The organism is Rhizobium sp. RAF56 (assembly GCF_052113965.1).
Taxonomy (GTDB): Bacteria; Pseudomonadota; Alphaproteobacteria; order Rhizobiales; family Rhizobiaceae; genus Rhizobium.
The window spans coordinates 14966-40871 of sequence record NZ_JBFRDU010000025.1 but is presented as its reverse complement, the minus strand read 5'-3'; the positions used below and the strand labels follow the sequence as shown (position 1 = coordinate 40871).

Below are 25906 nucleotides of genomic sequence, written 5' to 3'. Positions count from 1 at the left end.
CTGGAAGGGACAAATTCGTCCGGGCCATTGCACGTTTAGTATCGGCTGAAATAAGGTGCGTCGATTTCAGTTCGGGGAGGATCAGCGATGCTGCGTTTCGGAATCATGTCGACGGCGAAAATCGGTCGTGAGTTGGTCGTCCCGGCCATTCAAGACGCGGAGAACTGCGTTGTCTCGGCTGTCGCCAGCCGCGATCTTGGGCGCGCCCGCGAAATGGCTGACCGCTTTTCTGTTCCGCACGCCTTCGGCTCCTACGAGGAGATGCTTGCCTCCGACAAGATAGACGCCGTCTATATCCCTCTGCCGACCTCGCAGCATGTCGAATGGACGATCAAGGCCGCGGATGCGGGCAAGCACGTGCTTTGCGAAAAGCCCATTGCACTGAAAGCGGAAGAAATCGACAGCCTGATTGCCGCCCGCGACCGCAACAAGGTGCTGATCACCGAAGCCTATATGGTGACCTATACGCCGGTCTGGCAGAAGGTTCGCTCGCTGATCGCCGAGGGCGCCATCGGCAAGCTGCGGCACGTGCAGGGCGCATTTACCTATTTCAACCGCGATCCCGACAATATGCGCAATATTCCCGGCCTTGGCGGCGGTGGCCTGCCGGATATCGGCGTCTACCCGACGATCAGCACGCGCTTCGTCACGGGCCGTGAGCCGATGCGCATCCAGGCCGTCACAGAACGCGACCCGAAATTCGGCACTGACATCTATTCGAGCGTGAAAGCCGATTTCGGCGATTTCGAAATGACCTTCTACATCTCCACCCAGATGGCGGCGCGTCAGGTCATGGTCTTCCACGGCACGGACGGCTTCATCGAAGTGAAATCGCCCTTCAATGCCGACCGCTACGGGGCCGAGGAAATCGAGCTGACCAACCGCAACCACTCCGAATCGCAAATCTTCCGCTTCCCCGACAGCCGCCAGTACAAGCGCGAAGCCGAGGCTTTCGCGGACGCGGCACGGGGCGGAAAGGCCGACGTGGTGACGCTCGAGAGCTCGAAAAAGAACCAGGAGGTCATCGACGCGATCTATCGCGCCAGCGAGAAGGACGGCTGGGAGCCGGTCTGACGCGTGCTCAGCGACGGAAAACCAGGCGCGAATATCCGAAAAAGCTGAACGCCATCGCCGCTGCCGACGCGAGGACGAGTGCTGCGAGCGGTTGCAGCAGTGGTTGATGTACGAGGAGAACGGCGGAAAGGCTGTAGCTCATCAACAACGAAACGACGAGGATGGTCTGCAGCGCCCGTTTGCGAGGCGTTTTCCACGTCCCGCCCCAGAGATGGCTGAGGTTGCCGGAACCCAAGACCGCCGCTACGGCCAGCACGCACCCGCAGGCTCCGGCCGTGACCGGGCCCAGGGGTGAATAGTGAAGCAGGAGCTCCCTGGCGACGCAGAATAGGGCGAGGCTCGCCAGCGAGAGAGCAGCAAAGCGAAGATGGTCCGTCACCGCTCCCATCCTTCCGCCTTGGTCGGAATGCTTCGCCGCTTCATCGGATGTTGATTACCAGCATGCCCGCAACGATGCAGGCAGCGCCGATCATATAGCGCAGTGTCAAGGCCTCACCTAGAAAAACCTGGGCAAGCAACGGCACGAAACAGAACGTCAATCCCATGAAGGAGTAGGCGATCGTCAATGGCACGGATTTCAGCACATAGATCCAGACGATCGTGCCGAAGGCATAGAGCAACAGGGCTGCGATCAGCACCGGGTTGATCAGAAGCGAAACGATGCCGCGCAGGTCCGGCCGGCCGGCTTGGGCGCTGGCGAGTTTGAAGAGCACCTGGCCGGTGGCGATTAGCAGCGGCGTTCCAACAAGGCTCGTCCATATGCCAAGGGGATAGGAAGCAGGCATTTGAGGCCTCAGGCGTCTGCCGGTCGATCTTCACTATAGAAGATGTCGCGGCCGATATCCTTGCACACGTAAACGTCCGGCACTGGATGCACTGCGCGCAGAAACGAATGCGTGTACGGGAAGAAGTTGAAGTGCGGGTTGAATGTATAGCGGTATTCCCGCTCTCGTGGCACGACGATGATCAGCCGGCGGCGCGCTACGCGCCGCAACTCCGCAATCGCCTCACGGTATTCAAGGATATGCTCGATGACGTGGGTGCAGATCACGGTATCGAATTCGTTATCAGCGAATGGCAATGCTTCGATGCGGGCGGGCACATATTCGATGCCTTCGATGCGCGAGGCGTCGTCGATCACGAAATCGACGCCGGTCAGCCGGCCGAGGCTCGGATGACCAGCCCTGATGTGCTTCAGCAGCGCTCCGGTACCGCACCCGACGTCACAAACGCTGGAGCCGACGATTGATCGGACGATCTCGGCGATGCAACCGGCGGAATTATCGGTTCCTTCGTGGACGCGTGGATGATCGCGATAAAGGCCGGCATATTCGGCTGGCGTCAGAAACGGTGCGCGTTCGCGGAAATCCACCAGCCGATCGATATGCTCTCCCCAGGCGAGCCGCGCCGTCCAGCGGAAGAAGCGGGAATCGCGAAGCATCGGGGGGATCGCGTCTTCGAAGAGGAAGCGCAGCTTGTTGGTCGTCTCGCGGTTCATGTGACATCCTTGGGGAAAAGGTGAAGGATCTCAGGCGGCATTTGTTGTGCTGCCCAATCGTTCCATGCCCTGGCGGTTGCGGCTGAGTATCGGATTGATTGCCGAATGCTGATGAAGGTTGAGATAGTGGATCCGCAGCTGTTCGGCGCGCGAGCGCGCCACCGAATCGAGAATCGTGCCGGCGGTGAACAGCATGAAGGCAATCATCATCAGCGCCATGGAAAGTACCCATGTCGGCATGCGCTGGACCAGTCCCGTCTCGAAGTAGGAAATCAGCACCGGCGTCATGAAGACGATGCTGGAGCCCATGAAAAGCGCTGCCAGGATGCCGAAAAACGCGAACGGCCTGGTTTCCTTCATCAGCATCGCAAACATCCAGAGGATCTTGGCGCCGTCCTTGAAGGTCGAGAGCTTCGAATGCGAGCCCTCCGGTCGGCGGCCGTAATCGAGTTCCAGTTCGGCGACCGGCAGCTTCAGACGAGAGGCGTGGACCGACATTTCCGTTTCGATCTCGAAGCCGCCGGAGACAGCGGGGAAACTCTTGACGAAGCGGCGTGAAAAAGCGCGATAGCCGGAAAAGATGTCCGTGAAGTCTGGCCCGAAGATCGTCCGGTAGAGAGTATTGAACAACCGGTTGCCAATGGCATGGCCCTGCCTGCCGGCATCGTCATGAACGCCACGCCGCGTACCGACGACCATGTCGGCACGCTCGGTCAACAGGGTGCGGATCAGCTCGTCGGCGTCCTCTGGCGCATAGGTGCCGTCGCCATCGGCCATGAGGTAGATGTCCGCATCGATGTCGGCAAACATGCGGCGCACGACGTTGCCCTTGCCTTGCCGGCGCTCGCGCAGAACGGTTGCGCCCGCAAGCATGGCACGCAGCGCCGTGCCGTCCGTCGAGTTGTTGTCGTAGACGTAGATCTCGGCCCCCGGCACCGCTGCCTGAAACCCCATCACGACCGATTCGATGGTCGCCGCCTCGTTGTAGCAGGGCAGCAGAACAGCGACACGCAAGCTTTCCGTCCAGAGCTCTTTCATGATTTCCACTCGAAACAAACGAAATCGACAAAAGCCTATACTGCGGGCCGTTAATAAGACCCTATGAAATCCCGGCCGGCGACGGCTTTTACGCTTTGTTGAGGCCGAAAGACTATTTTTGCCTCGCATTGGCGCGAGCGCGGGACGACGACATGGCGAACGTAGTGGGAATGCCCGAGACTGCGGGTCTTAAGCAAAAGGGGGCCACGATCTGGTCGAACCCCTGGATCATCACTCTCGTCTACAGCGCCCTCGTCATCATCGCGCTGCTCTTCCTCAATCGCAACGCGACGGACTATGTCGGTGCCGACAATGACGACGCCATGCGCCTCGTCGAAGTTCGCGATCTGCTGGCTGGCCAGAGCTGGTTCGACATGACGCAGTACCGGCTTGGCCTTGCCGGCGGCACGCTGATGCACTGGTCGCGCTTCATCGATCTGCCGATCGCCAATCTGATCTCGTTTTTCCGCTTCTTCGTCAGCCCCGAGCGCGCCGAAGCCTGGGCGTTGACGATCTGGCCGCTTCTGCTGGTGGTGCCGTTCCTGGGCTTCATGGGTCTCGCCGGGCGCCGAATGGGCGGCGCGGGGGGGCAGCATGTCGCTCTCGGCTTGACCGCGCTCACGATCTTCACATCGAACCGCTTCCTGCCCGGTTCCATCGACCATGACAATGCGCAGCTCGGTCTCGTTGCTCTCATGGCGGCGATGCTGGTGGATGGGCGCTATCGACCGGCAAATTTCGGCGCGGCAGGGTTCGCGGCCGCGATTGCTCTCGGCATCGGTGCTGAAACGACGCCGTTCGTGGCTGTGGTTTGTGTGGTGGTGGCGGCGATCTGGGCCTGGGAGGGAGCGGCCTTCGCTCCAGCCGCTCGCGCCTTCGCCTTGACGCTGACGCTTTCCATTACAGCTGCTTTCCTGCTGACGGTGCCCCCGCATCTTTATTCGGCGGTTACCTGCGACAATCTTTCGCTCGGCTTTTACGGCATCGCCAGCGTCGGCGGCGCGGGACTGTTCGTCTCGGCGCTGATGGCAAGCGAGCGTTCGCGCGGCTGGCGAATGGCCGCGCTGGCGGCAACAGGCGGGGCGGTTCTTGTGACTGCGCTTGTGCTCGCCCCGCAATGCCTGCGCAATCCACTCGCGGATCTCGATCCGATGCTCAAGGAGTTGTGGCTCGACAACGTCAGCGAGGCGCAATCGATCCTGGTGCTTGCCCGCAGAGAACCGGAGATAGTAGGCGCCTTCTACGCGACCGGCCTGCTCGGCATTGCGGTGTCAATCTTCCGCATTCTGCGCGGCGATCGCGCCCAGCTGCACGCCGTTCTGCTTGCGCTGCTGCTCGTCAACTGGATCATCGCGCTGGTGCAGGTGCGGGGCGCGCTCTTTTCGAACGTGCTGGCGATCCTGCCGCTCACCCCTTTCATTCTAGACCTGCGGCGCATGTCCAGCGCCGATACGGAGGACCTTGGCGCAGCCTTCTTCTATGTCGTCGGCCTCTTGATATCCGTACCCGCCGTCTGGGCGGTCGGCGGCACTCTCGCCGGCGGCATGGGGGCAAACCTCATCTCTTCGACCGACGTGTCAGGGCGCGGAAAAGTCGCCGCGTGCTCGTCGAGAGAGGCGCTGTCGCCGATTGCAGAGCTTGAGCCGGGTGTGATCTCGGCACCTTCGAACATGGGCGCGCGCATCCTGCGTTTCACGCCTCACCGTGCACTATCGGCGCCCTATCACCGAGATCAGGCCGGCATGCTGACGGAAATGCACATTGGGCTTTCCCGACCTGCGGAGGCAGAAGCATTTCTGCGCGGTGCGGATGTGACGCTGCTCGCCTTTTGCCGCGACGATCCGCAGACGGAAAACATCGCGCATCTGAAGCCCGATGGCCTTTATGCGGCACTCGCGAAAGGCAATGTGCCGCCCTATCTCAAGCGGCTGTCGTCGCCGGACCAGGAAGGCGTGCAATTCTTCCGCGTCTTGCAGTGAAAGACTGGCGTCCGAGCGCGACCTTACTGCTGATCTTCGTCGCGTCATCGGCTAAAAACGTTGCATGAGCAGCTTCTTCGAGAATGATTCGCCGTCGAACCTCACCGAGTATTCGGTCTCCGAACTGTCGGGCTCGATCAAACGCACGGTCGAGAACGCGTTCGACCAGGTGCGCGTTCGCGGCGAGATCTCGGGTTATCGCGGACCACATTCCTCCGGTCACGCTTATTTCTCGCTGAAGGACGACCGCTCGCGCATCGATGCGGTCATCTGGAAGGGCAGCTTCTCGCGTCTGAAGTTCCGCCCCGAGGAGGGCATGGAGGTGATCGCCACCGGCAAGGTCACCACCTTCCCCGGTTCCTCGAAATACCAGATCGTCATCGAAACGCTGGAACCGGCCGGCGCCGGCGCGCTGATGGCATTGATCGAGGAGCGCAAGCGCAACCTCGGCGCCGAAGGTCTCTTCGACCCGAACCGCAAGCGGCGTCTTCCCTTTCTTCCGCGTGTGATCGGCGTCGTGACCTCGCCGACCGGGGCGGTCATCCGCGATATCCTGCACCGCATCGCCGATCGGTTTCCGGTGCATGTGCTGGTCTGGCCGGTCAAGGTGCAGGGCGATGGCTCGGGGGAAGAGGTGGCGAATGCCATCCGAGGGTTCAACGCGCTGGAGCCGGGCGGCCTGCTGCCGAGGCCGGACGTGCTCATCGTCGCGCGCGGCGGCGGCAGCCTTGAGGATCTCTGGAGCTTCAACGATGAAGCCGTGGTTCGCGCCGCCGCCGCCAGCGACATTCCGCTGATTTCAGCAGTCGGCCATGAGACCGACTGGACGCTGATCGACTACGCGGCCGACGTGCGCGCACCGACCCCGACCGGGGCCGCGGAAATGGCGGTACCCGTCAAGGGCGAACTCCAGGCACAAATTGCGAGCCTTGCGGCGCGGCTCCAGACCTGCACGAGCCGGCAGATGGACCACCGCCGTCAGGGTGTGCGGGCACTCGTGCGCGCTCTTCCCTCGCTCGATCAGCTGCTTGCCCTGCCGCGTCGTCGCTTCGATGAAGCCGCCGCCGGGCTCGGGCGTGGGCTGGAGCTCAATACGCTGAACAAGCGCCGCGCGTTCGAACGCACCGCCGCTGATCTCCGACCAGACGTGCTGTCGAACCGTATCGCGGAGCGCCGGCAAGTGCTGAGCGAGCGCATGGTGCGGGCGGAGCGACGGGTCGAGCGGTTGCTTTCCGACAGTCACAAGCGCGTCTCGAACGCCGAAACGTCGCTGCGTAGCGTACCGAACCGGCTGAAGGTGCAGACGGCCCGCGCCCGCGATCGCCTCGCCAATCTCGTGCGTCACGCCGATACCGCGGTTCGCCACAAGCTCGCACAGACGAGCCGCGCGGTCGCCGCCCAAGATCGCGTGCTGCAGTCGCTTTCCTACAAGAATGTCCTTAGACGCGGTTATGCGGTCATTCGCGACGAAGCCGACAAGCCGGTGTCGCTTGCCTCTTCGCTGCAGCCGGGAGCCGCCGTCAGCATCGAGTTCGCGGACGGCCGCGTCGGCGCGGTCACGGGTGACAGCGGCGATTTGCCGTCGCCCCCCGTACCGAAGAAAAAGGTACCGAAATCCGCCGAACTAGCCGCCACGTCGAAGCAGGGAACGTTGTTTTAAGCGCATGCCGCGCGGTTTGCCGATCCACCGGAGGACGGTTTTCCGCCCCACCCGAGTTTCCGTCAGGTAGGGCTTTGTCGGTCAGGCCCATTCGCCCTGGCGCATGACAGGGACGCGTGCGCCGTCGGCCGTCACGCCATCGATGTCGACCTTGCCGGAACCGATCATCCAGTCGATGTGGATGAGGCTCGAATTGCCGCCCTGCGCCTTGATTTGGTCAGGGGTCAGGCTTGCGCCGTTGACGAAGCACTTGGAGTAGCACTGGCCGAGCGCGATATGGCAGGAGGCGTTTTCGTCGAAAAGCGTGTTGTAGAAGAGAATGCCGCTCGCCGAAATCGGTGAGGAATGGGGCACCAGCGCCACCTCGCCGAGGCGCCTCGCGCCTTCGTCGGTGTCGAGCACCTTGTTCAGCACCTCTTCGCCGCGTGTCGCCTTCGCCTCGACGATGCGGCCTCCTTCAAAGCGCACCTGGATGTTGTCGATCAGGGTGCCCTGATGCGAAAGCGGCTTGGTGCTGGAGACGTGACCCTCGACGCGAAGCGCATGCGGGGTGGTGAACACTTCTTCCGTCGGAATGTTCGGATTGCAGGTGATGCCGTTCTTGGCGGTCGCGGCGCCGCCATGCCATTCGTGACCATCGGCCAACCCGACCTTGAGATCGGTGCCGGGGCCCTGGAAATGGAGGGACGCGAAACGATGCTCGTTCATCCAGGCCGAACGGCGGCCGAGGTTCTCATTGTGCTCGCCCCAGGCGACGATGGGATCGGGCGTGTCGACGCGCGAGGCGGCGAAGATCGCCTTGGCGAGTTTGGCGACCGCGATCGCCTCGGGGTCATCGGGGAAAACCACTTTCGCCCAGGAGGCCGTCGGGTAGGCGACGATATTCCAGTTGATGTCGAAATTGGCGATCTTTTCGAGCGCCGGCTGATAGGCGGCCGAGTTGGCGCGGTTGGCGCGTGAAACTTTCGCCGGGTCCTGGCTCGAGAGCAGCAGCGGATTGTCGCCGGCGATCGCAAGCCGGGCCGCACCGCTGGCGTAGGCCTTGGCCATGCCTTCGTAGAGCCAACCCGACGCGCGGTCGAAGCTTTCATCGTGACCGAGGTCGTAGCGCGCAAGCGTCGTGTCCTCGTCGGCATAGAAGGTCGTCACCAGCCCGGCGCCCACGGCATAGGCGTGACGCGTGATCAGGCGCACCAGCGGCAAGGCGGCGATCGGTGCCGTCATAACCAGATCCTGGCCCTTCTGCAGCCGCAGTCCGACCTTCACGGCCACTTCCGCGAGCTGGTCCAGCTTGGCGGCGTCGATGGGATAGTTGTGGGATTGCGGAACGAACGTCATGGGAAACCCTGCGTACTGGAGGAAGGAACAAGACTTAAACGCCTTTGCGGCGAAAATGAAGACGATGGGGTCTTATGCAATGAGAGACGCGGTCGAGGCCTTCAGCGCGACTACGGCATCGCCGGGATGAAGCCGCACCTGCAGGCCGCGCTGCCCGCCGTTGATGAAAACAAGGTCCTCGCTCATCGCCGTCTCTTCGATTGCCGTGGGCACCAGCTTCCTTTGTCCAAAGGGGCTGATGCCGCCGACGTGATAGCCTGTCAGGCGCTCGGCGTCGGCCGGCTTCATCATGCTGGCCGACTTGCCGCCGAAGGCGTGCGCAAGCTTCTTCATGCTGACTTCGCGATCCGAGGGGACGACGACGCAGACGGCCTTGCCATCGACCTCAGCCATCAGCGTCTTGAGGACGCAATGCGGCGCTTCGCCGAGCGCTTCGGCGGCCTGAAGGCCGACACGCTCGGCATTCGGGTCGTAGTCGTAGGAGTGGACGGCGAAGGCAACGCCGGCCTTGGTCAACGCCTGCGTGGCACGGGTGGTTTTCGACATTCGTTCTTAACTGCTTCGATTTTCGGAATGTGCGCGATCAAGTCGATCGAGAATATCAAGGCCCTTCTTCGGGTTACCGCTTGCTGCCCTCAGGAGAAACCGCGTCTCGGCGTCAAATTCGGTCAATGCCTTGGTCGATAGTTCTTCGAAGAGCTTGTTGAGGCTCGTACCGCGCGCTGCGGCGAGCGCCTTGAGGCGCTCGTGTTGATCGGCCGGAAGGCGGATTGTCAATGTACTCACGTCAAGACCTCCTTTGAGCGAGGAATTCGCCGGCTGTGTAGATGCGTAGTTGAGGAAACAATAGTTCGGTCCGCACAAAATCCCGCTTATTTGCCGTGATGAGCGCGGTAGCGCCGCCACCCACAGCCAGCTCGATCAAATGATTATCAGCTTCATCCTTCAAGTTCGGCCGCCACAGATAGTAAATGGGAACCCAATGGCAACTCGAGAAGAAGGCGTCAAGCAACACAAAACGCTCTGCCTCCGGTATCAGCTGGTCATCGAAGAGTTCGCTTCTGCCGCAAACGTCTTCATACTCGGCAAAAAGGGCGTTTCCCATTAAAGGGATCAGGGCTTCTGCAAGGCACAAGCGAATGATGTGCCGAGGTGCCCCATCGGCGTTCATGATTGCCGAAACGAATATGTTGGTATCAACAACGACTTTTTCTGCCATTCGTTTTGATAGCATATGCGCTATCAAAACGAAAGATTTTATCACCCCGGAAAGTTGAGCGCATAGATTTCCGGCTTGAAGCCGATGAGCAGCTTGCCGTCTGCTTCCAGCACCGGGCGCTTGATCATCGAAGGCTGGGACAGCATCAGCGCGATGGCCTTTGCCTTCGTCAGATCGGCGCGCTCGGTGTCGGGCAGAGCCCTGAAGGTCGTGCCGGCGCGGTTGAGAACCGTCTCCCAGCCGGCCCGTTCGCTCCAGCTTTCGAGGTGCGCCAGGTCGATGCCTTCGGCCTTGTAGTCATGGAAGCGATAGGCGACGCCATGCGCGTCGAGCCAGGCGCGCGCCTTCTTCATCGTGTCGCAGTTCTTGATTCCGTAAATCGTTGCCGACATGACGCTCAATCCTCCAGCGTGCCGGGCTTGCGGGCGGCAGCGGTCGGCTGGTTACAGGCGATTTTCATCAGGTCACCGGAGCGCCGGACAAGGCGGTCGGAGACGCGGGTGACGATGAACCCGTCCTGCGGCGCGCGGACCTCGATCGTCCCGTCCGGCATGCCCGGCGCGGTGATGATGGTGGCGAGAAGGTCGTCTTCGGCCACGCGTTCGCCGACGTTGCGGTGGAACAGCACGGTGCCGGCCATCGGAGCGCGGATCATTTCGATATTGTCGAGGGGTACGGCGGGGCCGGAGAAGCCGGGCAGGCTGACGGAAGGATCGCGCACGACGCCGCGGGCAGCGAGGAAACGCCAGAGGCCGTCCGCGTCCTTCCTTGCCATTTCAGGGTAGACGTCGCGGGTGCCACGCAGTTCTACGGTGACCGCCAGCTTGCCGGGCAGGTGTGGTTTCCTTTCGCCGGGAACCTCGTATTTCCAGGCGAAGCCGACAGCCTCTTCGAAGGCCGAACTCTCGCCGTCCGAAATCAGCACGGCTTCCATGTCGAGCGCTGCCGCCAGATCGGCTGCCTCCGGCCAGAACGCTTCATCGATATAGGCATACTGCAGCGACTCGTCATCGCAGTGCAGGTCGATCACGAGGTCTGCGCCCAGCGCCATGTACATGAGGTGCCGCTTCAGCCGGTCCGGCGCGCGGTGATCGTCGAAATCGTCAAGCAGGCTGTCGGCATCGCGGGCGGAGATCAGCGGGAAGTCACGATTGAAATTCGTCCGTGAACCAAGATCGAACCGACCTTCCATGCCGCCGAAGTGCCACTGCCCCGCACCGATGGGGTTCGCCTGCGGAACAATGGTGAGATTGCCGAGGATGGCGCCATCCGCTTGCGCTTGCCGAAGCCGCTCGCAGAGAAAATGGACAAGCGCGGTTCCCGGCAGTTCATTGGCGTGGAGGGCGGCCTGGATGTAGACGGTCGGTGCCTTGGGATCGCTGCCGTTGAAGCGCAGCACGGGCAGCCGCCATTCGATGCCCGGCGTATCGCCGGCAATCACGATTTCATGGGTGTCCATCCCGGTCTCCTCCGCATGCGTTGCCGAAAGCTCATAGCAAGCGCAAGTGAAGATGCGCAACGGTCAACGCACTGAAGGCCGTCGATGGCACGTGCAAAGCCGTCAGCCGAGCAGCGGCCAGCAGCCGAGTTGATCATGCTTGCCGGTACCATAAAGACTATGGACCAGCACGAATTCGCGCACCGTCCAGGTCACGGGTGCCTCGAGGTTGGTGTCGGGAACGGTTCGGCGGTCGCACAGCAGGGTCAGATGCGGCGCAAGGCTCGGGATCAATGTTGTGGGATGGAGGCCGAGCCCATGCATGGAAAGGCGCAGCTGAAAATGCAGCGCCTGCAGCGCACTGTTTTCATTGCTCGCGCAAAGCACGAGCGGGTGATTGGGCTCATCGGTGCTCACGGCGCGGTCGAGCGTTACGGTGAAGGGCGCCGCCCGAACCGCGGCTGCCGCCTGCATCACCGCGAAGATGATCTCCTCCGACAATTCCGCAAAGGCGCCGATGCCGTAGAGCGAGATGTTTAGCCGGTCTCGCGCATATGGCCTCCCCGACAAATGGTATTGCCGGCTGAGTGCCGTGGCGAGCCGCTCGGCGTCGGTTGCGGCGCTCGGCTCTGGCAGTAGTGCGAAATAGAGATCTGAGCGCCGCGGCCAGGCAGGACGACTCTCCCGGAATTGCGGCGGACCGCCAAGATCATAGGAAAAATGCGCGTGTCGGCTTTCCCGCATCGATCGCTCCGTGACCCATGGGACACGCCTCAGGCGCTTCCATCAAGCCCGCGCACCATCATATGCCGTCGCCGCCAACAGTCAAAAACAAAAACACAACAATTAATTTATCGTTAATTTCCGTGAAGACGGGGTTCGGAAGACCCGAGATGCTGACAACGGCATAACGCAAGAAACGGGTTGAAATCCGGATCAAGCGGGCCGATTTTTATAGACAGGAAAACGCAAACGCTTTTTCAAGGATCGGACAATGCACCGCTATCTCATCTTCGAAACCGCGGCCGGTTTTTGCGGTATCGCCTGGAGCGACGTCGGCATCACGCGGTTCCAGTTGCCGACGAAAAGCGCTGATGCAACCGAACGGCTTTTGCTGCGCCGTTTGCCGAGTGTCGAGCCCGGCGCTGCCGGGTCCGAGGTGCTTGCGGCCGTTGCCGCGATTAAGCGCTACTTTGCCGGCGAGCATACCGATTTTTCCAAGGTCGCGCTTGATCTCGACGGGCAGGACGAATTTTTCAGAAAAGTCTACGCCGCGGCCCGGGGCATAGGATGGGGTCACACGACCACCTACGGCGCACTGGCAAAAGCGCTCGGCGCCGGACCGGAAGCCGCGCGCGATGTGGGCCAGGCGATGGCCAAGAACCCCGTCGCGCTGATCATCCCCTGTCATCGCGTCCTCGCCGCCGGCGGCAAGATCGGCGGCTTCTCAGCCCCCGGCGGTTCCACTGCGAAGCTCCGCATGCTGGAACTGGAAGGCGTGCACATAGGACCGCCTGAACCCGCACAACAGTCGCTGGGATTTTAGGCCCAAGAGCAATTCAGGAAAGGTGTGACGCGGTTTTCCGTCCCGAATTTCGTGAAAATAAACAGATAGACCGGTTACGTGTTTCGAAGAAAAACGGAACCGGCCTAGAGATTACTCCCACTCGATCGTGCCGGGCGGCTTGCTCGTGACGTCGTAGACGACGCGGTTGATGCCGCGGACTTCGTTGATGATGCGGGTTGCCGCGCGGCCGAGGAAATCCATGTCGTAGTGGTAGAAATCCGCGGTCATGCCGTCGACGGAGGTGACGGCGCGAAGGGCACAGACGAATTCGTAGGTACGGCCGTCGCCCATGACGCCGACCGTCTGCACCGGCAGCAGCACGGCAAAGGCCTGCCAGATGGCGTCGTAGAGCCCGGCCTTGCGGATCTCGTCGAGATAGATGGCATCAGCTTCGCGCAGGATCGCCAGCTTTTCGCGGGTGATGCCGCCTGGGCAGCGGATCGCTAGGCCCGGGCCGGGGAAAGGATGGCGGCCGATGAAACTGTCGGGCAGGCCGAGTTCACGGCCGAGCGCGCGGACTTCGTCCTTGAAGAGTTCGCGCAGCGGTTCGACGAGCTGCATGTTCATGCGCTCGGGCAGGCCGCCGACATTGTGGTGCGACTTGATGGTGACCGACGGGCCGCCCGTGAAGGAGACGCTCTCGATCACATCCGGGTAAAGCGTGCCTTGGCCGAGGAAGTCGGCGCCGCCGAGCTTCTTGGCTTCATCCTCGAAGGTCTCGATGAAAAGACGGCCGATGATCTTGCGCTTGGTTTCCGGGTCGCTAACGCCCTCGAGTTCGCCGATGAAGCGGTCAGAGGCGTCGACATGCAGGAGATGCAGGTTGTAGTGCTCTCGGAACATGGCGACGACGTTTGCCGCCTCGTCCTTGCGCATCAGGCCGTGGTCGACAAGAATGCAGGTGAGCTGGTCGCCGACGGCTTCATGGATGAGAAGGGCCGCGACCGAGCTATCGACGCCGCCCGACAGCGCGCAGATGACGCGCTTGTCGCCGATCTGCTTGCGGATCGCTTCCACCGCCTTGGTGCGGTAGGCCGACATCGTCCAGTCGCCCTTGAGGCCGGCGATCTTGTGGATGAAGTTTCCGATCAGCTTGGCCCCATCGGGCGTATGCACGACTTCGGGATGGAACTGCACGCCGTAGTACTTGCGCTTCTCGTCGGCAACGAAGGCGAAGGGCGCGTTCGGGGACGTCGCGATGACCTCGAAGCCTTCAGGCAGCGCGGTGACGCGGTCGCCGTGGCTCATCCACACCTGATGACGGGAGCCGGAGGACCAGAGGCCTTCGAACAGTGCGCAATCCTTGTTGACGTCGAGGAAGGCCCGGCCGAATTCGCGATGATGGCCGCTTTCGACCTTGCCGCCAAGCTGCATGCACATGGTCTGCTGGCCGTAGCAGATGCCGAAAACCGGCACACCGCTGTCGAAGATGACCTGCGGCGCTCGCGGCGAGCCGTCCTCGACGGTCGACGCCGGGCTGCCGGAGAGGATCACGGCTTTCGGCTGCAGGCGCTTGAAGCTTTCGGCAGCGGATTGGAAGGGGACGATTTCGCAATAGACACCCGCTTCGCGCACGCGCCGTGCGATGAGCTGCGTCACTTGGCTGCCAAAATCGACGATGAGAACGGTATCGGGATGTGCTGTCTGGGTCATGGCGAGCCTTTAAAGAAAAGCGCTTCGGCTTTCAATCGGCGAAATGGGCCGCGGCCCGGTTTTATTGTCCCGATTGTCCCTCCCTCGGCGGTCGCTCGGAGAGGCGGGGATAGGGTCAGAACCAGAATACACCGTCCTCGAGGGCGGTGAAGAGGCCGTCGAGCGCATAGGAGAGCTTGCGGTCGATGACATGCAGATATTCCGTCCAGCCGGAGATGTGCTGGAGTTCGACCGCGCCGTCGGAAATACCGCGCAGGCCGATCAGCGGCAGATCCCAGTTCTGGCAGGCGCGCAGGATCGCGAAGGTCTCCATGTCGACCATGTCGGCAGCGATCGCATCGTAGGCACCCTTTCCCGAAATGATGTTGGCGCCGGTCGAAAGGCTGGCCTCCGCGATGCCGGGAACGCGCAGAGGCAGATCGATGACAGCAGGCAGATCCAGAAACGGCGTGCGGCCCTTCTCGAAACCGAGGGGCGACGCGTCCATGTCGCGGTAGGCGACGGAGGTCACCTGATAGACCTCGGTCTGCTCCAGCTTTGCCGATCCGGCCGAGCCGAGCGATACCACGAGATCAGGCAGCTCCCCTTGGGCCTCAAGACCGGCAAGCGCGCGCGCCATGGCAATCGCCGCCTCGACCGGGCCGACGCCTGTCATCAGCGGCTCGATGCGCGAGCGAAGGAGCGGCCCGTATTCGGCCTCCGCCGCCATGACGAAAAGGATCGACTTGCCGGCGACCGATTTCATTTCGAACGTCATCCCTTGAACCCCTCCCGGTCGCGAACGACCATCATCGTGCTGGTCATCGACGCAATCAGCTTGACCGGGCCGTCGCCGATGGCGTAGCCGCGGCCGTCCGCGACGATGATGGTGCTTCCCGGTTTGGTGACTTCGCCGCGAAAAAGAAACCTGTCGCCGCGCCCTGGCGACATCAAGTTGACCTTGAATTCGATCGTCAGGATCGACGCGTCCGGATCGATGACGCTGTAGGCGGCAAAACCGCAGGCGGTATCGAGTGCCGCGGATATGATACCCGCATGGAGAATGCCGTGGTGTTGTGTCAGGCGAAGATCGAACGGCAGTTCCACTTCCACCACGCCGTGCTCGACGCGCGTCAGCTCGGCGCCGATCGTCGTCATCGCCGCCTGGCGTTCAAAATTCCAGCGAATGCGTTGCCGGAAATCGTCTCTGTCTTCCTCTGCCATGCCGAACCCTCTCGATTCCGCGAACGTTGCATGGCAAACGCCTTTCCACAAGCCGAAAACCCATCGATATCAATTGGCTGTCGGAGTGCAATACGCGCAGGATTTGCAGACCTTTCTAGGCCCTCGATAGCCGGACGATATGCTGATCCCAGGCGACATCGCTCTGCGTGCCAAGGAAGCCGCCCCGATAGGAGGAGACGGCAAAATCCCGCACCGAAGGCGCAATGCCTGCCGCGTCGGGGACGTTTTCGACCTTCAACACCCGGCCGCTCGCAGCATCGAGCGTAACGGCGGTGCCACCGACGGGAGACGTGACGCCGACCAGGCCTTGCGCGCGGTTGACGGCGATCGCGCCGACATAGTTGCCAAGCGCCCGGGTGGTGTCTTCAGGCAGACTGACGAAGGTGAGGTCTTCGCCTTTCGAGAAATGCCCGACGAGCGGCGGCAGATCGTTGCGATGACCTTCATACTGGCAGGCAAACCAGATCCGCCCGGCGGCGTCGACGTCCACATGCCGGGTCGAGACCTGGGCATAGCGTGCCGGCAACATGTGTTTCTCGATCAGCGCGCCGGTTGCCGCATCGATCAGCGTCAGCGACGGCTGCATGCTGTCGAGATTGAGCTTGGTGCGGCCGAAATCCGGATGGGTCTCGATGCCGCCATTCGCGACGATGAGATAGCGACCGTCGTCCGAAGCGGTCATGTCGTGCGGGCCGACGCCGTATGTCTCGTATTCGCCGATGCGGGCAAAACGGTTGCGGGCGTCGTAGATTCCGATCATGCCGCGATTGCCGTCGAAATCGTTCTCGCTGGCATAGAGCAGTCGACCGTCCGGCGAAAAGGTGCCGTGGCCGTAGAAATGCCGGCCCTCGGGCGAAGCGATGACGATCGGCTCGCCCTTTTGCCAGGCATCGAAGATCATCGCATAGGTGCCGGGGCGCCGAGCGAATGCGACGGTGTGATCACTCGCCTTGGAGTACGCCATGCCATGGGCGCGGGCCGGCAGCGTCACTTCGTCGATGGCCTCGCCGCGCTCGGAGACGGTCGCGATCGCAAACGAGCCGTCTTTCCGACGCAGGCCGGAGGCAAAGACCGCATCGGCGCGCTCAAGCGCCATCAGCCGGCCGGGCGCAAGCGCTGCAAGAAAGCTCGCCCCCGCCGCCTTGACGAAGGCCCGCCGGTCGATCAGGGCGCTCCGCACCATCTCAGTCCCCATCGGAGAAGGAAAAGCCCGCCGAAAGGCCGATCGCGCCACCATACTTGTCGCTGAAGCCTGTCGTGAGGTCCCGGCTTTCGGAAAGCAATTCGTCAATCTTGGCACGCTCGGCGGTGTCGGCAAGTGCGGCCTCGATGTCGGGCTTGATGGTCGGCGCGGTCGCGATCAGCGTTTTCATGAGCGTGTCGAGCTTGTCGGCGGTGTCATGCTGGTCTGCCGGCAGCAGGTCTGCCATTCCGGCCTTTTGCCAAAGCGCCTGCAGGCCTTGGAGGTTGCCGGTGATCGAAGTCCAGGTGTTGCCGGAACGCCAGTAGATCGCCATCCTCGGCCGCGCCGCGTCGATGTCCCCCTTATAGAAGGTTTCCAGACGTTGGTCGCGGACATTCCCGGCCCCGTGGACAAGGATGCCGAGAAGCGCGGTGATCGCCTCCTTGCCGTCGGCGAAGTCGTCACTGCCCTTTCCGGGTGACGCCCAGGATTTCCGCACGCCGTTCGGATCGTCCCATTCGCTGGAAAGCTGAGCGGAAACCTGTTCGATATTGCCGGCGATTGCCGCGCCGTAGCGGCAGCGGAAGCCGTCCTTATCCTTGACGAGCGTTTCCGCGCCGGTGCCGAACAGCACGTATTCCAGCGCCGTCAGGCTCTGCAGCGCGACGCTCTTCTTCGAAACGGCCTCGACGGTTGCGTCCTTGTCATCGGCTTTGGCGATCAGCGCCTGGACCTGCTTCATGCCCACGCCCTTGCGATCGGGAAAGAAGAGGATGTGCTCGAAACGGTTCTTTTCGAGCACGGGGCCGGTCTGGACGATCTCGATCCGCGACCAGGCGGCAACGGTGTTGCCAAAGGCCGATTTCGCCGTTGCGAGCGTTTCAGGCGAGGGAGCCGCGCACAGCCCGCTCATGGCCGAGGCCAGCTTGCCCGAAGCCTCGTGCATGGTGCGGTAGCCGGGGCGGATGAAGTCGTCGACGGCGCGCTGCATGACATCAGGGACGGCGGCTTCGTTCAGCATCTCCGCCGCCGGTGCCTGCTGCGCTGCCGAGGCGGAGAGAAGAAGCCCGGCGATCAAGGATTTCCAGTGGCGCATCACAGTGACTCCAAAAAGGTGATGAGGGCGTCCCTGTCGTCCTTCGCCAGGGATGCGAATGCGTTGCGGGCTTTTTCGGCCTCTCCTCCATGCCAGAGGATGGCCTCGGTGAGGGACCGGGCGCGGCCGTCGTGCAGGAAGAGCGTTTGGCCGCTCACGGTTTTGGTGAGCCCTATACCCCAGAGGGGCGGTGTTCGCCAATCGCGGCCGGTTGCCACACCGACCGGCTGACCGTCGGCAAGACCGTCGCCCATGTCGTGCAGCAGGAAGTCGGAATAGGGCCATATCAGCTGAAAGGATTGCGCCTCCGCCGCGGCGTCGCTGCGCGTCACGAATTTCGGCATGTGACAGGCGATGCAGCCGCTTTCGTAGAAAATCCGCTTGCCGCGCAACGTTTCGGGAAAGCTTGCCTTGCGGCGGGCAGGAACGGCGAGGTTTTGCGAATAATAGGTCACGAGATCGAGGATCGGACCGGGTGCTTCCGTGTCGCCGAGGCGTTTTTGTACGCCGGTCGGCATGGCAAGGCAGGCCGGCTCCTTGTCGGTGCAGTCACCGAAGGCGTTCGGCCGGTCGGGATTGGAAATGCCGATATCGGTGGCGAGCGCGCTTGCCACCTGGTCGCGGATCGTGGCGTTCTGAGCCTTCCAGCCGAAGCGGCCAAGCGCGATCGTGCCGCTCAAATGATCGCGCACGATTGCCGCCCGCCCGCGGACGCCGTCGCCGTCCCGGTCGTCCGGGTCGGCATGGGCAAGGATATCGGCGTCGGAAATCGCCTCGATCAACCCCAGCCCAATCATCGGCGGGGCGACGCGGGGCGACAGTGTCGTGTCCGACCCGAGCGGACCGTATGCAAGGTCCGCGACCGCATAGTGCGGCTTGCGTAGGCTGACAATTTCGCCGCCGGCAAGCGTCACCGTTTGTTCGAAGTAGTCGACGGATACCTTTCCCTCGGACGCAAGGCCGGGGACTGCTATATCTTGCAGTTGGGTGCCGTAGACCGGGTCGGGAAAATTGGGGGCGCTGTGGTCCTTGATTGCTTCCGCCTCTTGCGCCGAGCCGGCGGGCCGCGCGAGCCTGAGAACCATCGAAATGGCTGACCCATTCACGTCGGGCGGATGTCCGCGGCCATCCTTGACGTGGCAGCTCTGGCAGGACCGGGCGTTGTAGAGCGGCCCCAAGCCATCGGAGGCCTGCGTCGACGAGGGGGCGGTAATCCAGAGCTTGCGGAAGAGCGCATTGCCGAGATGGAAATTCTGTTCGCGCTCGAGGCCGAGATTGGCCGAGGGCTGCGAGAATGCGTCAGCGGTGACGGGTGCGATCGACGTTGTGGCCCCGCTCTCCATCGCCTCGTAGGCTTCCGCTTTGGAAAAGTCGGTAGCGGGGCGCGTGACCTCCTCGACGCGCTTCGTCTCAGCTGCGTCAAGATCGGTACGATGGCTTGGAAAATCCGGACTGTCGGCAAGCGCGAACGGCACCGTTCCGGCAAGTGCCATGGCGGCGAACGCTGAAAGACGCAAAAGGGCCGGAATGCCGATCATGGCGGTTAGGGCGGCAGCGCTGGCGCCGCCGCCCTCCTTTGTTACTTCTTGAAGACGGCCTGAGGGTCGTCCAGACTGTCCGAGCCTTCGAGCTTGATCGTGCCAAGGTCGAGCGCGGCGATGACGCGCTGGATGCTCTTGGTCTGGTCGATCAGGCCGTCGATCGCCTTCTGGACGACTGCGTTGCCCTTGGCGTTACCCTCGCCGATCATCTGGTCGTACTTCTCGACCGTTTCGCCGCGCTTGACCATCGCCTGCATGGCAGCAAGCGTCGCTTTGAGCTTGGCGGTCATTTCCTTGTCGAGCGCCTTGTCCTTGGCGGCAACGAGATCATGCAGCGACGGGCCCTTCATCTTCTTGCCGTCGATACGGGTGTATTCGCCCGTATAGGCGGAAGCGATGCCGACGGCGTCGTTATTGTGCGAGTTGTAGGTGTTGTCGGAGAAGCAATCATGCTCTTCTTCCGGGTCGTGCAGGATCAGTCCGAGCTTCATGCGCTCGCCACCGAGTTCACCGTAGGAAAGCGAACCCATGCCGGTCAGAATGGCCCCGAGACCGGCCTTCGGATCTGCTTCGATATGCTTGGTGGCCTCGCCGCCGGGCTCCCAGTTCTTGGTCATTTCATCGAGGTCGGAAACCAGGAGGGTCGAGGCGGACTTCAGATATTCCGCGCGGCGGTCGCAGTTGCCGTGCGTGCAATTCTTGAGGTCGTAGTCGGTCGCGGGGCGTTCGCCGGCACCTCGGCCGGTGCCGTGCAGATCCTGGCCCCAGAGTAGGAATTCGATGGCATGGTAGCCGGTCGCCACGTTGGCATCGGATTTGGCCGCGCCGTGCAGCGTGCCGGACAGGAATTCCGGCGTCAGATGCGAGGCATCGACATCCTTGCCGTCGATCTTGATCGTCTTGTTGGCGATGACATTGGCTGCGTAAAGCGCGTTCTCGTCGCTCTCTGTGCCGTAGGAGGCGTCGACATAGTCGATCAGGCCTTCGTCCAGCGGCCAGGAGTTGACCTTGCCTTCCCAGTCGTCGACGATCGGGTTACCGAAGCGATAGACTTCCGACTGCTGGTAGGGGACGCGCGCCTTGATCCAGGCGGCTCGCGCGGCCTTCAGCGTCTTTTCGCTCGGCTCGGCGATCAGCGCGTCGATGGCAGCGTCCAGACGCTTGGAAAGTATCAATGCATCTTCGTATTTGGCATGTCCCATATCGGCATAGTGCTTGACGACGGCGGCTGGGTCGGTCGCGGCCCGAACGGGCAGCGCCGTTACGACCGCGGATGCGGCAACAAGCGCCAGAGCGGCGCCAAAATTGATTGTCCGTTTCATAGTCCCTCTCCTTTGACGGTCGACCTCGCGGTCCTCCGAGCAGCTCGTCTCATCGCGCAAATTGAAACTGGTGTCAAATCCTCTAGTTTAGAAAGGTTTTAAGAGCAGGAATTTGCTTGGCAGCGGGCCACCAGGCGAATGGATTTGCTTGAAAATGCCGCCGACTAACGGCAAATAGCGAAGCGATTTTCAAACATTGGTTTCAGTGGATCCATGCGCCGCCATTTAAAGCCTTTTCTCCATCGTCATGAACCCAGGGGCCATTGGCATGGCCATTTGAAATCCGGCTTCGGCGCGGTGATCGGCATGTCGGCGGTCGGTGGTCTTGCGATCGCCACGGACATTCCGCTCCTGATCGCGCCCTTCGGCGCGACCGCGGTATTGATCTTCGGACAGCCGAAAAGCGTGCTGGCGCAGCCCGCCAACGTGCTCGGGGGCTATCTGGTCGCAGCCGCCATTGGCGGTCTTGCGATGGCATTTTTTCCAGGACTTTGGTGGGTGGCGGCAATTGCCGTGGGGCTTGCGATCGCGGCCATGCTGGTGCTGCGCGTCACGCATCCACCGGCCGGCGCCGTTCCGCTCGTGGCTTTCGGCTCGCATCTGGCCGCGCCAACGCTCTTTCTTGTGGTCTTGATGGGCGGCCTGATCCTGATTTCAATCGCCGTGCTGCACCACCTTGTTCCGCCACGCCAGCAATATCCGCTGCGGGCGGAGTAGCGGGCAGCGGCATTATGCCTCATCCCGCGCGCCGGACGGACTTATGCCATGCGGCGCATGCGGCAGAAAAAGAATCCATCCGTATCGGTGGAAGCGGGCGTCAGCGTAATGGTCTTGCCGTCGGAGGAGCGCGGCTGCGGCGCGTTCGCGCCGAACAGCGTCTTCCATGAGGTTAACGCTTCCTCTATCGCGTACCCGGGATTGTCGGCGCAGAAGCGATTGACCTGCGTCTCGTTTTCTTCCGGCAGCACCGAGCAGGTGACGTAGATCAGCATGCCGCCGGGGCGTACGAAGGCGGAAGCTTGGCCAAGCGCGTCCTGCTGTTGGGCGGTGCGCTCGTCGAGGTTCTTCTGCGTCAGCCGCCATTTGGTGTCGGGACGACGGCGCCACGTGCCCGTGCCGGTGCAGGGCGCGTCCACGAGCACCCGGTCGCAGCGGTCGTTGAGCCCGGCCAGCCCTTTTCTATCGTCGTGCACCTGGACGTTGCGGGTGCCGGCACGTTTCAGGCGCTCGATGATCGGGGCCAGCCGCTTGCGGTCCGAGTCATAGGCGTGCACCTGGCCCTTGTTGTGCATCGCGGCCGCCATGGCGAGCGTCTTGCCGCCGCCGCCGGCGCAATAGTCGAGCACCTGGCTGCCTTCCTCCGGCATGACCAGATCGGCGACGATCTGCGAGCCTTCGTCCTGAACTTCGAACCAGCCTTTCTGGAACGAAAGCTCAGCCGTGACGTTGGGCAAACGGGAGGGGCCTTCGCCGGCCGCAATGCGGATGCCCTCCCGGGCGATCGGAGAGGCAACGGCGCCGGCACGCTCCAAAGCCTTGACGGCTTTCTCGCGGCTGGCTTTGAGCCCATTTGCCCTGAGATCAAGGGTGGGACGTTCGGTGAGCGCTTTGGCCTCCGCAAGCCAGTCGGCTCGGAAAGCGCGCTCGAAGGAAGGCTGAACCCATTCCGGGATGTCGCCCTGCACATGGAGGGGCGCGTCAGCGAGGTTACGGCTGTGAAAGGCTGCGAGGGCCGCCTGAGGGGCTTCGGGCGCAAAACGGTCGCCCTCCAGTTCCGCGGCGAGGGCCTCGGGGGAGACGCCCCACTGCCGAAAGAGAACGGCATGGCCGAGCGCCGCCGGACTGTCGTCGTCCATCAGCCAGGCGTGGGAGAGCCGCATGCGCAAGGCGTCGTAGACGATGTTGCCGATCGCGGCGCGATCGCCGGACCCGGCGAAGCGGTGGGCCAGACCCCAGTCCTTGAGAGCGTCTGCCACCGGCCGCTTGCGAGCCTCGATATCGGCAAGTACCTCGATGGCTCCCTGCAGCCGGCCGCCCAAACGCATTCGTCTCTCCTGCTTGTCGTTGGCGCCTCATCAATCCGCACGGAAATCGCACATGGCGGCAGATTATTGAAACGCCTCGATCGCGTCGTAACCGCGATTGAGGGAGAGAGCAAGCTTTGCGGGCCGGATTGCGCGCCGTGTCAGCTTATGACGTCGTAACAGACCTTGGCGGTGCCGGAGGCAACCATGCCGATGTTCTGTGCGGCGGCACGCGACAGATCGAGCACGCGGCCGCGGATGAATGGACCGCGGTCATTGACGCGAACGACGACGCTGCGGCCGTTGTGGCTGTTGGTCACTTTGATTTTCGTGCCGAAAGCAAGGGAACGGTGTGCCGCAGTAAGTGTTGCGGCATTCATGCGTTCCCCAGAGGCAGTTTTGGAACTGCCGCCGTACCAGGATGCGCCCCCACACCCGTTTGCTGCTGATGCCTCCAATGGCTGGAAAGAAAAGGCGGTGGCAATAGTTGCCGCGACCACGAAAGATAGACGGATTTTCTTCAAATCAGTTTCCCCTCGAAATGGTTGAACTTCCTGCGTGATTACTGAGAGCGTTCAATCCTTCGAAACGTGGCGAAAAAGTGCCACTCGTGATCACGGACTGTTACGGTCTGTAACATTCCGGATGTCTCGGGGCTTATGGTTAGGGCGAGATGAATGGAAGGGAATTGGAAAAAATTAAATGAAATCAGTCGAAATCAGAACGAATTTTGCCGTGCTGCGGCAACTCGGTCGCAAATCACAAATTTTCGAAAAATTATTTTGCGGGAACGCCATAATTCCTGCCGCATTGTGCAAAGTTTGTGGCAATTAACGCTATATTAAGGGTATTTTTAGCTAATCCATATGGGCTAGTAGGAATTTTCTGCCTTTGGAATTGTCTCGATATGGGGCACTTAGACGAGCTTGCAAGTGCCAAACGACAGGCTCACGCATCCGTGTCTGCGCGTGATGCCGAGCAGCGGCGATGCTGTTCCAGCAAGGATAGGGGGTAGAATTCAACCCCGCCAGCGGCCGGAGGACCAAAGCTCTTTCAGCGACATCCGGTAGTCCGGATACTGAAAATCGAAGCCTTCGACGCGCAGGCGCCTATTCGAAACGCGCTTGTTCTCTCCATAGAAAGAGCGGGCCATGGGGCTCAGCTCGGCCGTCTCGAAGGGCTGCTCCGGAGGCGGCTCGACGCTCATCAGCCGCGCGGCTTCGGCAATCACGTCCTGAGGCGGACCGGGTTCGTCGTCGGTGACGTTGAATATGCCGCCGCGCCTATTGTCGGCAAGAAAGCGTGTGGCGCCGGCGATATCTTCCACGCGAATGCGGTTGAAGACCTGGTTTTTCTTGATGAGACGGCGCGCGGTGCCTCTCTCTATATTGCAGAAGGCGTTGCGGCCGGGACCGTAGATGCCGGCGAGCCGCAAAACGGCAACGGGGATACCGAGCTTGTCTCCGATCGAAAGCCACGCCTCTTCGGCTTCGACACGCTCGACAGAGCGGGCGGATACCGGATGAAGCGACATGGTTTCGTCCACCCAGGCGCCCTTGTGGTCGCCATAGACGCCGACCGTCGAGAGATAGCCGATCCATTCGAGCTTCGGCATGGTGGCGTCGAGATGAGAACCGAGCAGGCGGATCAGGGGGTCGCCGGACCTGCCCGGCGCGATCGACTGGACGAGATGGGTGGCGGTGGCTATTTCGGCCCTCAGCGCATCGCTGATCGTTTCGCCGTCGAAGACGAAGGATTGCACGCCGGCTTTCTCTAGAAGTGCAGCCTTTTCCGGAGAGCGCGTGGTGCCGGCAACGCGTGCGTCGGGATCCGCGAAAGCTTCGGCGATCGCCGATCCCGAATAGCCGCAGCCGAAAATCATCATATGCATCGCGTCACTCCCGCCAGACGCCACTCGGCACGCACGCCTGCGTCCTCTTCATCGTCCCTATTTGCCGCAAAGTCCTCCAGTTCACCAGCCTCCATCAATCGCGACAGCGCCCACACCGCCATCGCGCGCACAACCGGGGAGGCGTCGTCCGCCAGGATCCGACAGCGGTCGATCAGGGCGCGATCGCCCGAATTGCCGGCCGCGATCAGAACGTTGCGGATGAACCGGTCACGGCCGATGCGCTTGACCGGCGAGCCGCTGAAGAACGTCCGGAAGGCAGCGTCGTCGAGCGCCAGCAGAGAGGCGATGGTGGGTTCCCTGAGGTCCGGGCGGGCGACGAGTTTCATTTCGGACGCGGCTTGCGCGAACTTGTTCCAGGGACAGGCCGCAAGACAGTCGTCGCAGCCGTAGATCCGGTTGCCGATGAGCGGTCTGAGCTCAGGATCGATAGGCCCCTTATGCTCGATAGTGAGGTAGGAGATGCAGCGGCGCGCATCGATCCGGTAGGGCTCAGGGAAAGCGTCGGTCGGACAGGCATCGAGGCAGGCACGGCAAGAGCCGCAATGATCGATTTCCGGTTCGTCGGCAACGAGATCGGCCGTGGTGAAGATCGATCCTAGAAAGAGCCAGGAGCCATGCGTGCGGCTGACGAGATTGGTGTGCTTGCCCTGCCAGCCCATGCCGGCTGCGGCCGCGAGCGGCTTTTCCATCACCGGCGCCGTATCGACAAAAACCTTCACGTCCTCGCCGGAGCGGGCGGCAAAGCGCGTGGCGATCTCTTTCAAGCGGCCCTTGATGACGTCGTGGTAGTCTCGGTTTTGCGCATAGACCGATATTGCAGCGCGGTCAGGCTTTTCCAGAATGCCGCGCGGATCGGCTTCGGGGCCATAGTTGAGGCCAAGCACGACGATCGAACGCACGTCCGGCCATAGGACGCGGGGATCGCCGCGGCGCTCCCGCGTCTCCGCCATCCAGTTCATCGTACCGTGCAGACCCTCATCGAGGAAAGCATCAAGTCGGGGCCGGGCCTCAGGGGTAGAATCGGGCCGTGTGACGCGGCAGAGATCGAAGCCCTGTGCGGCTGCCTCGCCGCGCAGGAAAGCGGTCAGCGTCTGCCGCCGTTTGTGCTTCTTTTCTTCTGTCGGTTCGTCGGGCATCTCA

Annotated in this window: 27 protein-coding genes; 5 read left to right on the top strand and 22 right to left on the bottom strand. The window is 62.2% G+C overall.

All coding sequences use genetic code 11. The features are described 5' to 3' along the window. Positions 1-87: 87 nt before the first annotated feature. Positions 88-1074, top strand: coding sequence for a Gfo/Idh/MocA family protein (locus tag AB4048_RS20165; protein WP_442203766.1), 987 nt, complete (start codon positions 88-90; stop codon positions 1072-1074). Between the two features lie 7 nt (positions 1075-1081). Here AB4048_RS20165 and AB4048_RS20160 read toward each other — a convergent pair whose 3' ends face one another. Genes AB4048_RS20160 through AB4048_RS20145 form a run of 4 tightly spaced genes read right to left on the bottom strand, consistent with a single transcriptional unit; the run spans position 1082 to position 3610 of the window. Beyond that, the gene (locus AB4048_RS20160; RefSeq protein ID WP_442203765.1) at positions 1082-1453 is read right to left on the bottom strand and encodes a GtrA family protein; all 372 of its coding nucleotides are present in this window, start codon (positions 1451-1453) and stop codon (positions 1082-1084) included. A gap of 40 nt (positions 1454-1493) precedes the next feature. Then, positions 1494-1859 carry an EamA family transporter gene (locus AB4048_RS20155; RefSeq protein ID WP_442203764.1) on the bottom strand — a complete coding sequence of 122 codons (366 nt, stop codon included), beginning with the start codon at positions 1857-1859 and terminating at the stop codon, positions 1494-1496. 8 nt (positions 1860-1867) lie between these two features. Beyond that, positions 1868-2572, bottom strand: coding sequence for a class I SAM-dependent methyltransferase (locus AB4048_RS20150; protein ID WP_442203763.1), 705 nt, complete (start codon positions 2570-2572; stop codon positions 1868-1870). Between the two features lie 30 nt (positions 2573-2602). Further along, positions 2603-3610, bottom strand: a complete 1008-nt coding sequence (locus tag AB4048_RS20145; protein WP_442203762.1) for a glycosyltransferase — start codon at positions 3608-3610, stop codon at positions 2603-2605. Between the two features lie 152 nt (positions 3611-3762). Here AB4048_RS20145 and AB4048_RS20140 point away from each other — a divergent pair, with 152 nt between their 5' ends. Beyond that, positions 3763-5589: a hypothetical protein gene (locus tag AB4048_RS20140; RefSeq protein ID WP_442203761.1), complete on the top strand. Its 1827-nt coding sequence runs from the start codon at positions 3763-3765 to the stop codon at positions 5587-5589. 64 nt (positions 5590-5653) lie between these two features. Continuing rightward, the gene (gene xseA / locus AB4048_RS20135; protein ID WP_442203760.1) at positions 5654-7249 is read left to right on the top strand and encodes an exodeoxyribonuclease VII large subunit; all 1596 of its coding nucleotides are present in this window, start codon (positions 5654-5656) and stop codon (positions 7247-7249) included. Between the two features lie 81 nt (positions 7250-7330). Here the strand turns inward: xseA and AB4048_RS20130 are convergent, their stop codons facing one another. The 7 genes from AB4048_RS20130 to AB4048_RS20100 all read right to left on the bottom strand — a co-directional run bounded on the left by AB4048_RS20130 (position 7331) and on the right by AB4048_RS20100 (position 11988). Continuing rightward, positions 7331-8587, bottom strand: a complete 1257-nt coding sequence (locus AB4048_RS20130) for an aminopeptidase (RefSeq protein WP_442203759.1) — start codon at positions 8585-8587, stop codon at positions 7331-7333. 72 nt (positions 8588-8659) lie between these two features. Next, a complete protein-coding gene (ybaK, locus tag AB4048_RS20125; RefSeq protein WP_442203758.1) occupies positions 8660-9133 on the bottom strand; it encodes a Cys-tRNA(Pro) deacylase in 474 nt (157 codons plus the stop codon). A 6-nt stretch (positions 9134-9139) separates the two neighbouring features. Next, complete coding sequence (locus AB4048_RS20120) at positions 9140-9373, bottom strand: ribbon-helix-helix protein, CopG family (protein ID WP_442203757.1); 234 nt, start codon at positions 9371-9373, stop codon at positions 9140-9142. A gap of 1 nt (position 9374) precedes the next feature. Further along, complete coding sequence (locus tag AB4048_RS20115) at positions 9375-9806, bottom strand: putative toxin-antitoxin system toxin component, PIN family (protein ID WP_442203756.1); 432 nt, start codon at positions 9804-9806, stop codon at positions 9375-9377. Between the two features lie 41 nt (positions 9807-9847). Further along, positions 9848-10198: an ArsC family reductase gene (locus tag AB4048_RS20110; protein WP_442203755.1), complete on the bottom strand. Its 351-nt coding sequence runs from the start codon at positions 10196-10198 to the stop codon at positions 9848-9850. A 5-nt stretch (positions 10199-10203) separates the two neighbouring features. Continuing rightward, positions 10204-11265 (bottom strand): peptidase M14, encoded by a 1062-nt coding sequence (locus AB4048_RS20105; RefSeq protein ID WP_442203754.1) that lies wholly within the window; start codon positions 11263-11265, stop codon positions 10204-10206. Between the two features lie 102 nt (positions 11266-11367). Next, positions 11368-11988: a 2'-5' RNA ligase family protein gene (locus tag AB4048_RS20100; protein ID WP_442203753.1), complete on the bottom strand. Its 621-nt coding sequence runs from the start codon at positions 11986-11988 to the stop codon at positions 11368-11370. A gap of 250 nt (positions 11989-12238) precedes the next feature. Between AB4048_RS20100 and AB4048_RS20095 the strand changes: the two genes are divergently transcribed. Continuing rightward, the gene (locus AB4048_RS20095) at positions 12239-12790 is read left to right on the top strand and encodes a methylated-DNA--[protein]-cysteine S-methyltransferase (RefSeq protein WP_442203752.1); all 552 of its coding nucleotides are present in this window, start codon (positions 12239-12241) and stop codon (positions 12788-12790) included. 111 nt (positions 12791-12901) lie between these two features. Here the strand turns inward: AB4048_RS20095 and guaA are convergent, their stop codons facing one another. The 7 genes from guaA to AB4048_RS20060 all read right to left on the bottom strand — a co-directional run bounded on the left by guaA (position 12902) and on the right by AB4048_RS20060 (position 20830). Next, the gene (guaA, locus tag AB4048_RS20090) at positions 12902-14464 is read right to left on the bottom strand and encodes a glutamine-hydrolyzing GMP synthase (RefSeq protein WP_442203751.1); all 1563 of its coding nucleotides are present in this window, start codon (positions 14462-14464) and stop codon (positions 12902-12904) included. A gap of 115 nt (positions 14465-14579) precedes the next feature. Then, on the bottom strand, positions 14580-15221 hold the full coding sequence (locus tag AB4048_RS20085; RefSeq protein ID WP_442203750.1) for a 5'-methylthioadenosine/S-adenosylhomocysteine nucleosidase: 642 nt from the start codon (positions 15219-15221) through the stop codon (positions 14580-14582). Further along, complete coding sequence (locus AB4048_RS20080) at positions 15218-15667, bottom strand: PaaI family thioesterase (protein WP_442203749.1); 450 nt, start codon at positions 15665-15667, stop codon at positions 15218-15220. The genes AB4048_RS20085 and AB4048_RS20080 overlap by 4 nt, the downstream gene beginning before the upstream one ends. Positions 15668-15782: 115 nt before the next feature. Continuing rightward, positions 15783-16871 (bottom strand): DUF1513 domain-containing protein, encoded by a 1089-nt coding sequence (locus AB4048_RS20075; protein WP_442203748.1) that lies wholly within the window; start codon positions 16869-16871, stop codon positions 15783-15785. 1 nt (position 16872) lies between these two features. Continuing rightward, on the bottom strand, positions 16873-17967 hold the full coding sequence (locus tag AB4048_RS20070; RefSeq protein ID WP_442203747.1) for an imelysin family protein: 1095 nt from the start codon (positions 17965-17967) through the stop codon (positions 16873-16875). Continuing rightward, the gene (locus AB4048_RS20065; protein ID WP_442203808.1) at positions 17967-19460 is read right to left on the bottom strand and encodes a di-heme oxidoreductase family protein; all 1494 of its coding nucleotides are present in this window, start codon (positions 19458-19460) and stop codon (positions 17967-17969) included. Before AB4048_RS20065 ends, AB4048_RS20070 begins: the two co-directional genes overlap by 1 nt. An 86-nt stretch (positions 19461-19546) precedes the next feature. Continuing rightward, positions 19547-20830 (bottom strand): imelysin family protein, encoded by a 1284-nt coding sequence (locus tag AB4048_RS20060; protein WP_442203746.1) that lies wholly within the window; start codon positions 20828-20830, stop codon positions 19547-19549. A gap of 213 nt (positions 20831-21043) precedes the next feature. On the opposite strand from AB4048_RS20060, the gene AB4048_RS20055 reads away from it, so the two are divergent. Beyond that, a complete protein-coding gene (locus tag AB4048_RS20055) occupies positions 21044-21547 on the top strand; it encodes an HPP family protein (protein ID WP_442203745.1) in 504 nt (167 codons plus the stop codon). Positions 21548-21588: 41 nt separating this feature from the next. Here AB4048_RS20055 and AB4048_RS20050 read toward each other — a convergent pair whose 3' ends face one another. From AB4048_RS20050 to queG, 4 genes are all read right to left on the bottom strand, one after another. Continuing rightward, positions 21589-22875 (bottom strand): RsmB/NOP family class I SAM-dependent RNA methyltransferase, encoded by a 1287-nt coding sequence (locus AB4048_RS20050; RefSeq protein ID WP_442203744.1) that lies wholly within the window; start codon positions 22873-22875, stop codon positions 21589-21591. Between the two features lie 140 nt (positions 22876-23015). Beyond that, on the bottom strand, positions 23016-23378 hold the full coding sequence (locus AB4048_RS20045; RefSeq protein ID WP_442203743.1) for a septal ring lytic transglycosylase RlpA family protein: 363 nt from the start codon (positions 23376-23378) through the stop codon (positions 23016-23018). A 494-nt stretch (positions 23379-23872) separates the two neighbouring features. Continuing rightward, complete coding sequence (locus tag AB4048_RS20040) at positions 23873-24745, bottom strand: SDR family oxidoreductase (protein WP_442203742.1); 873 nt, start codon at positions 24743-24745, stop codon at positions 23873-23875. After that, complete coding sequence (gene queG, locus AB4048_RS20035) at positions 24736-25902, bottom strand: tRNA epoxyqueuosine(34) reductase QueG (protein ID WP_442203741.1); 1167 nt, start codon at positions 25900-25902, stop codon at positions 24736-24738. Before queG ends, AB4048_RS20040 begins: the two co-directional genes overlap by 10 nt. Positions 25903-25906 lie beyond the last annotated feature (4 nt).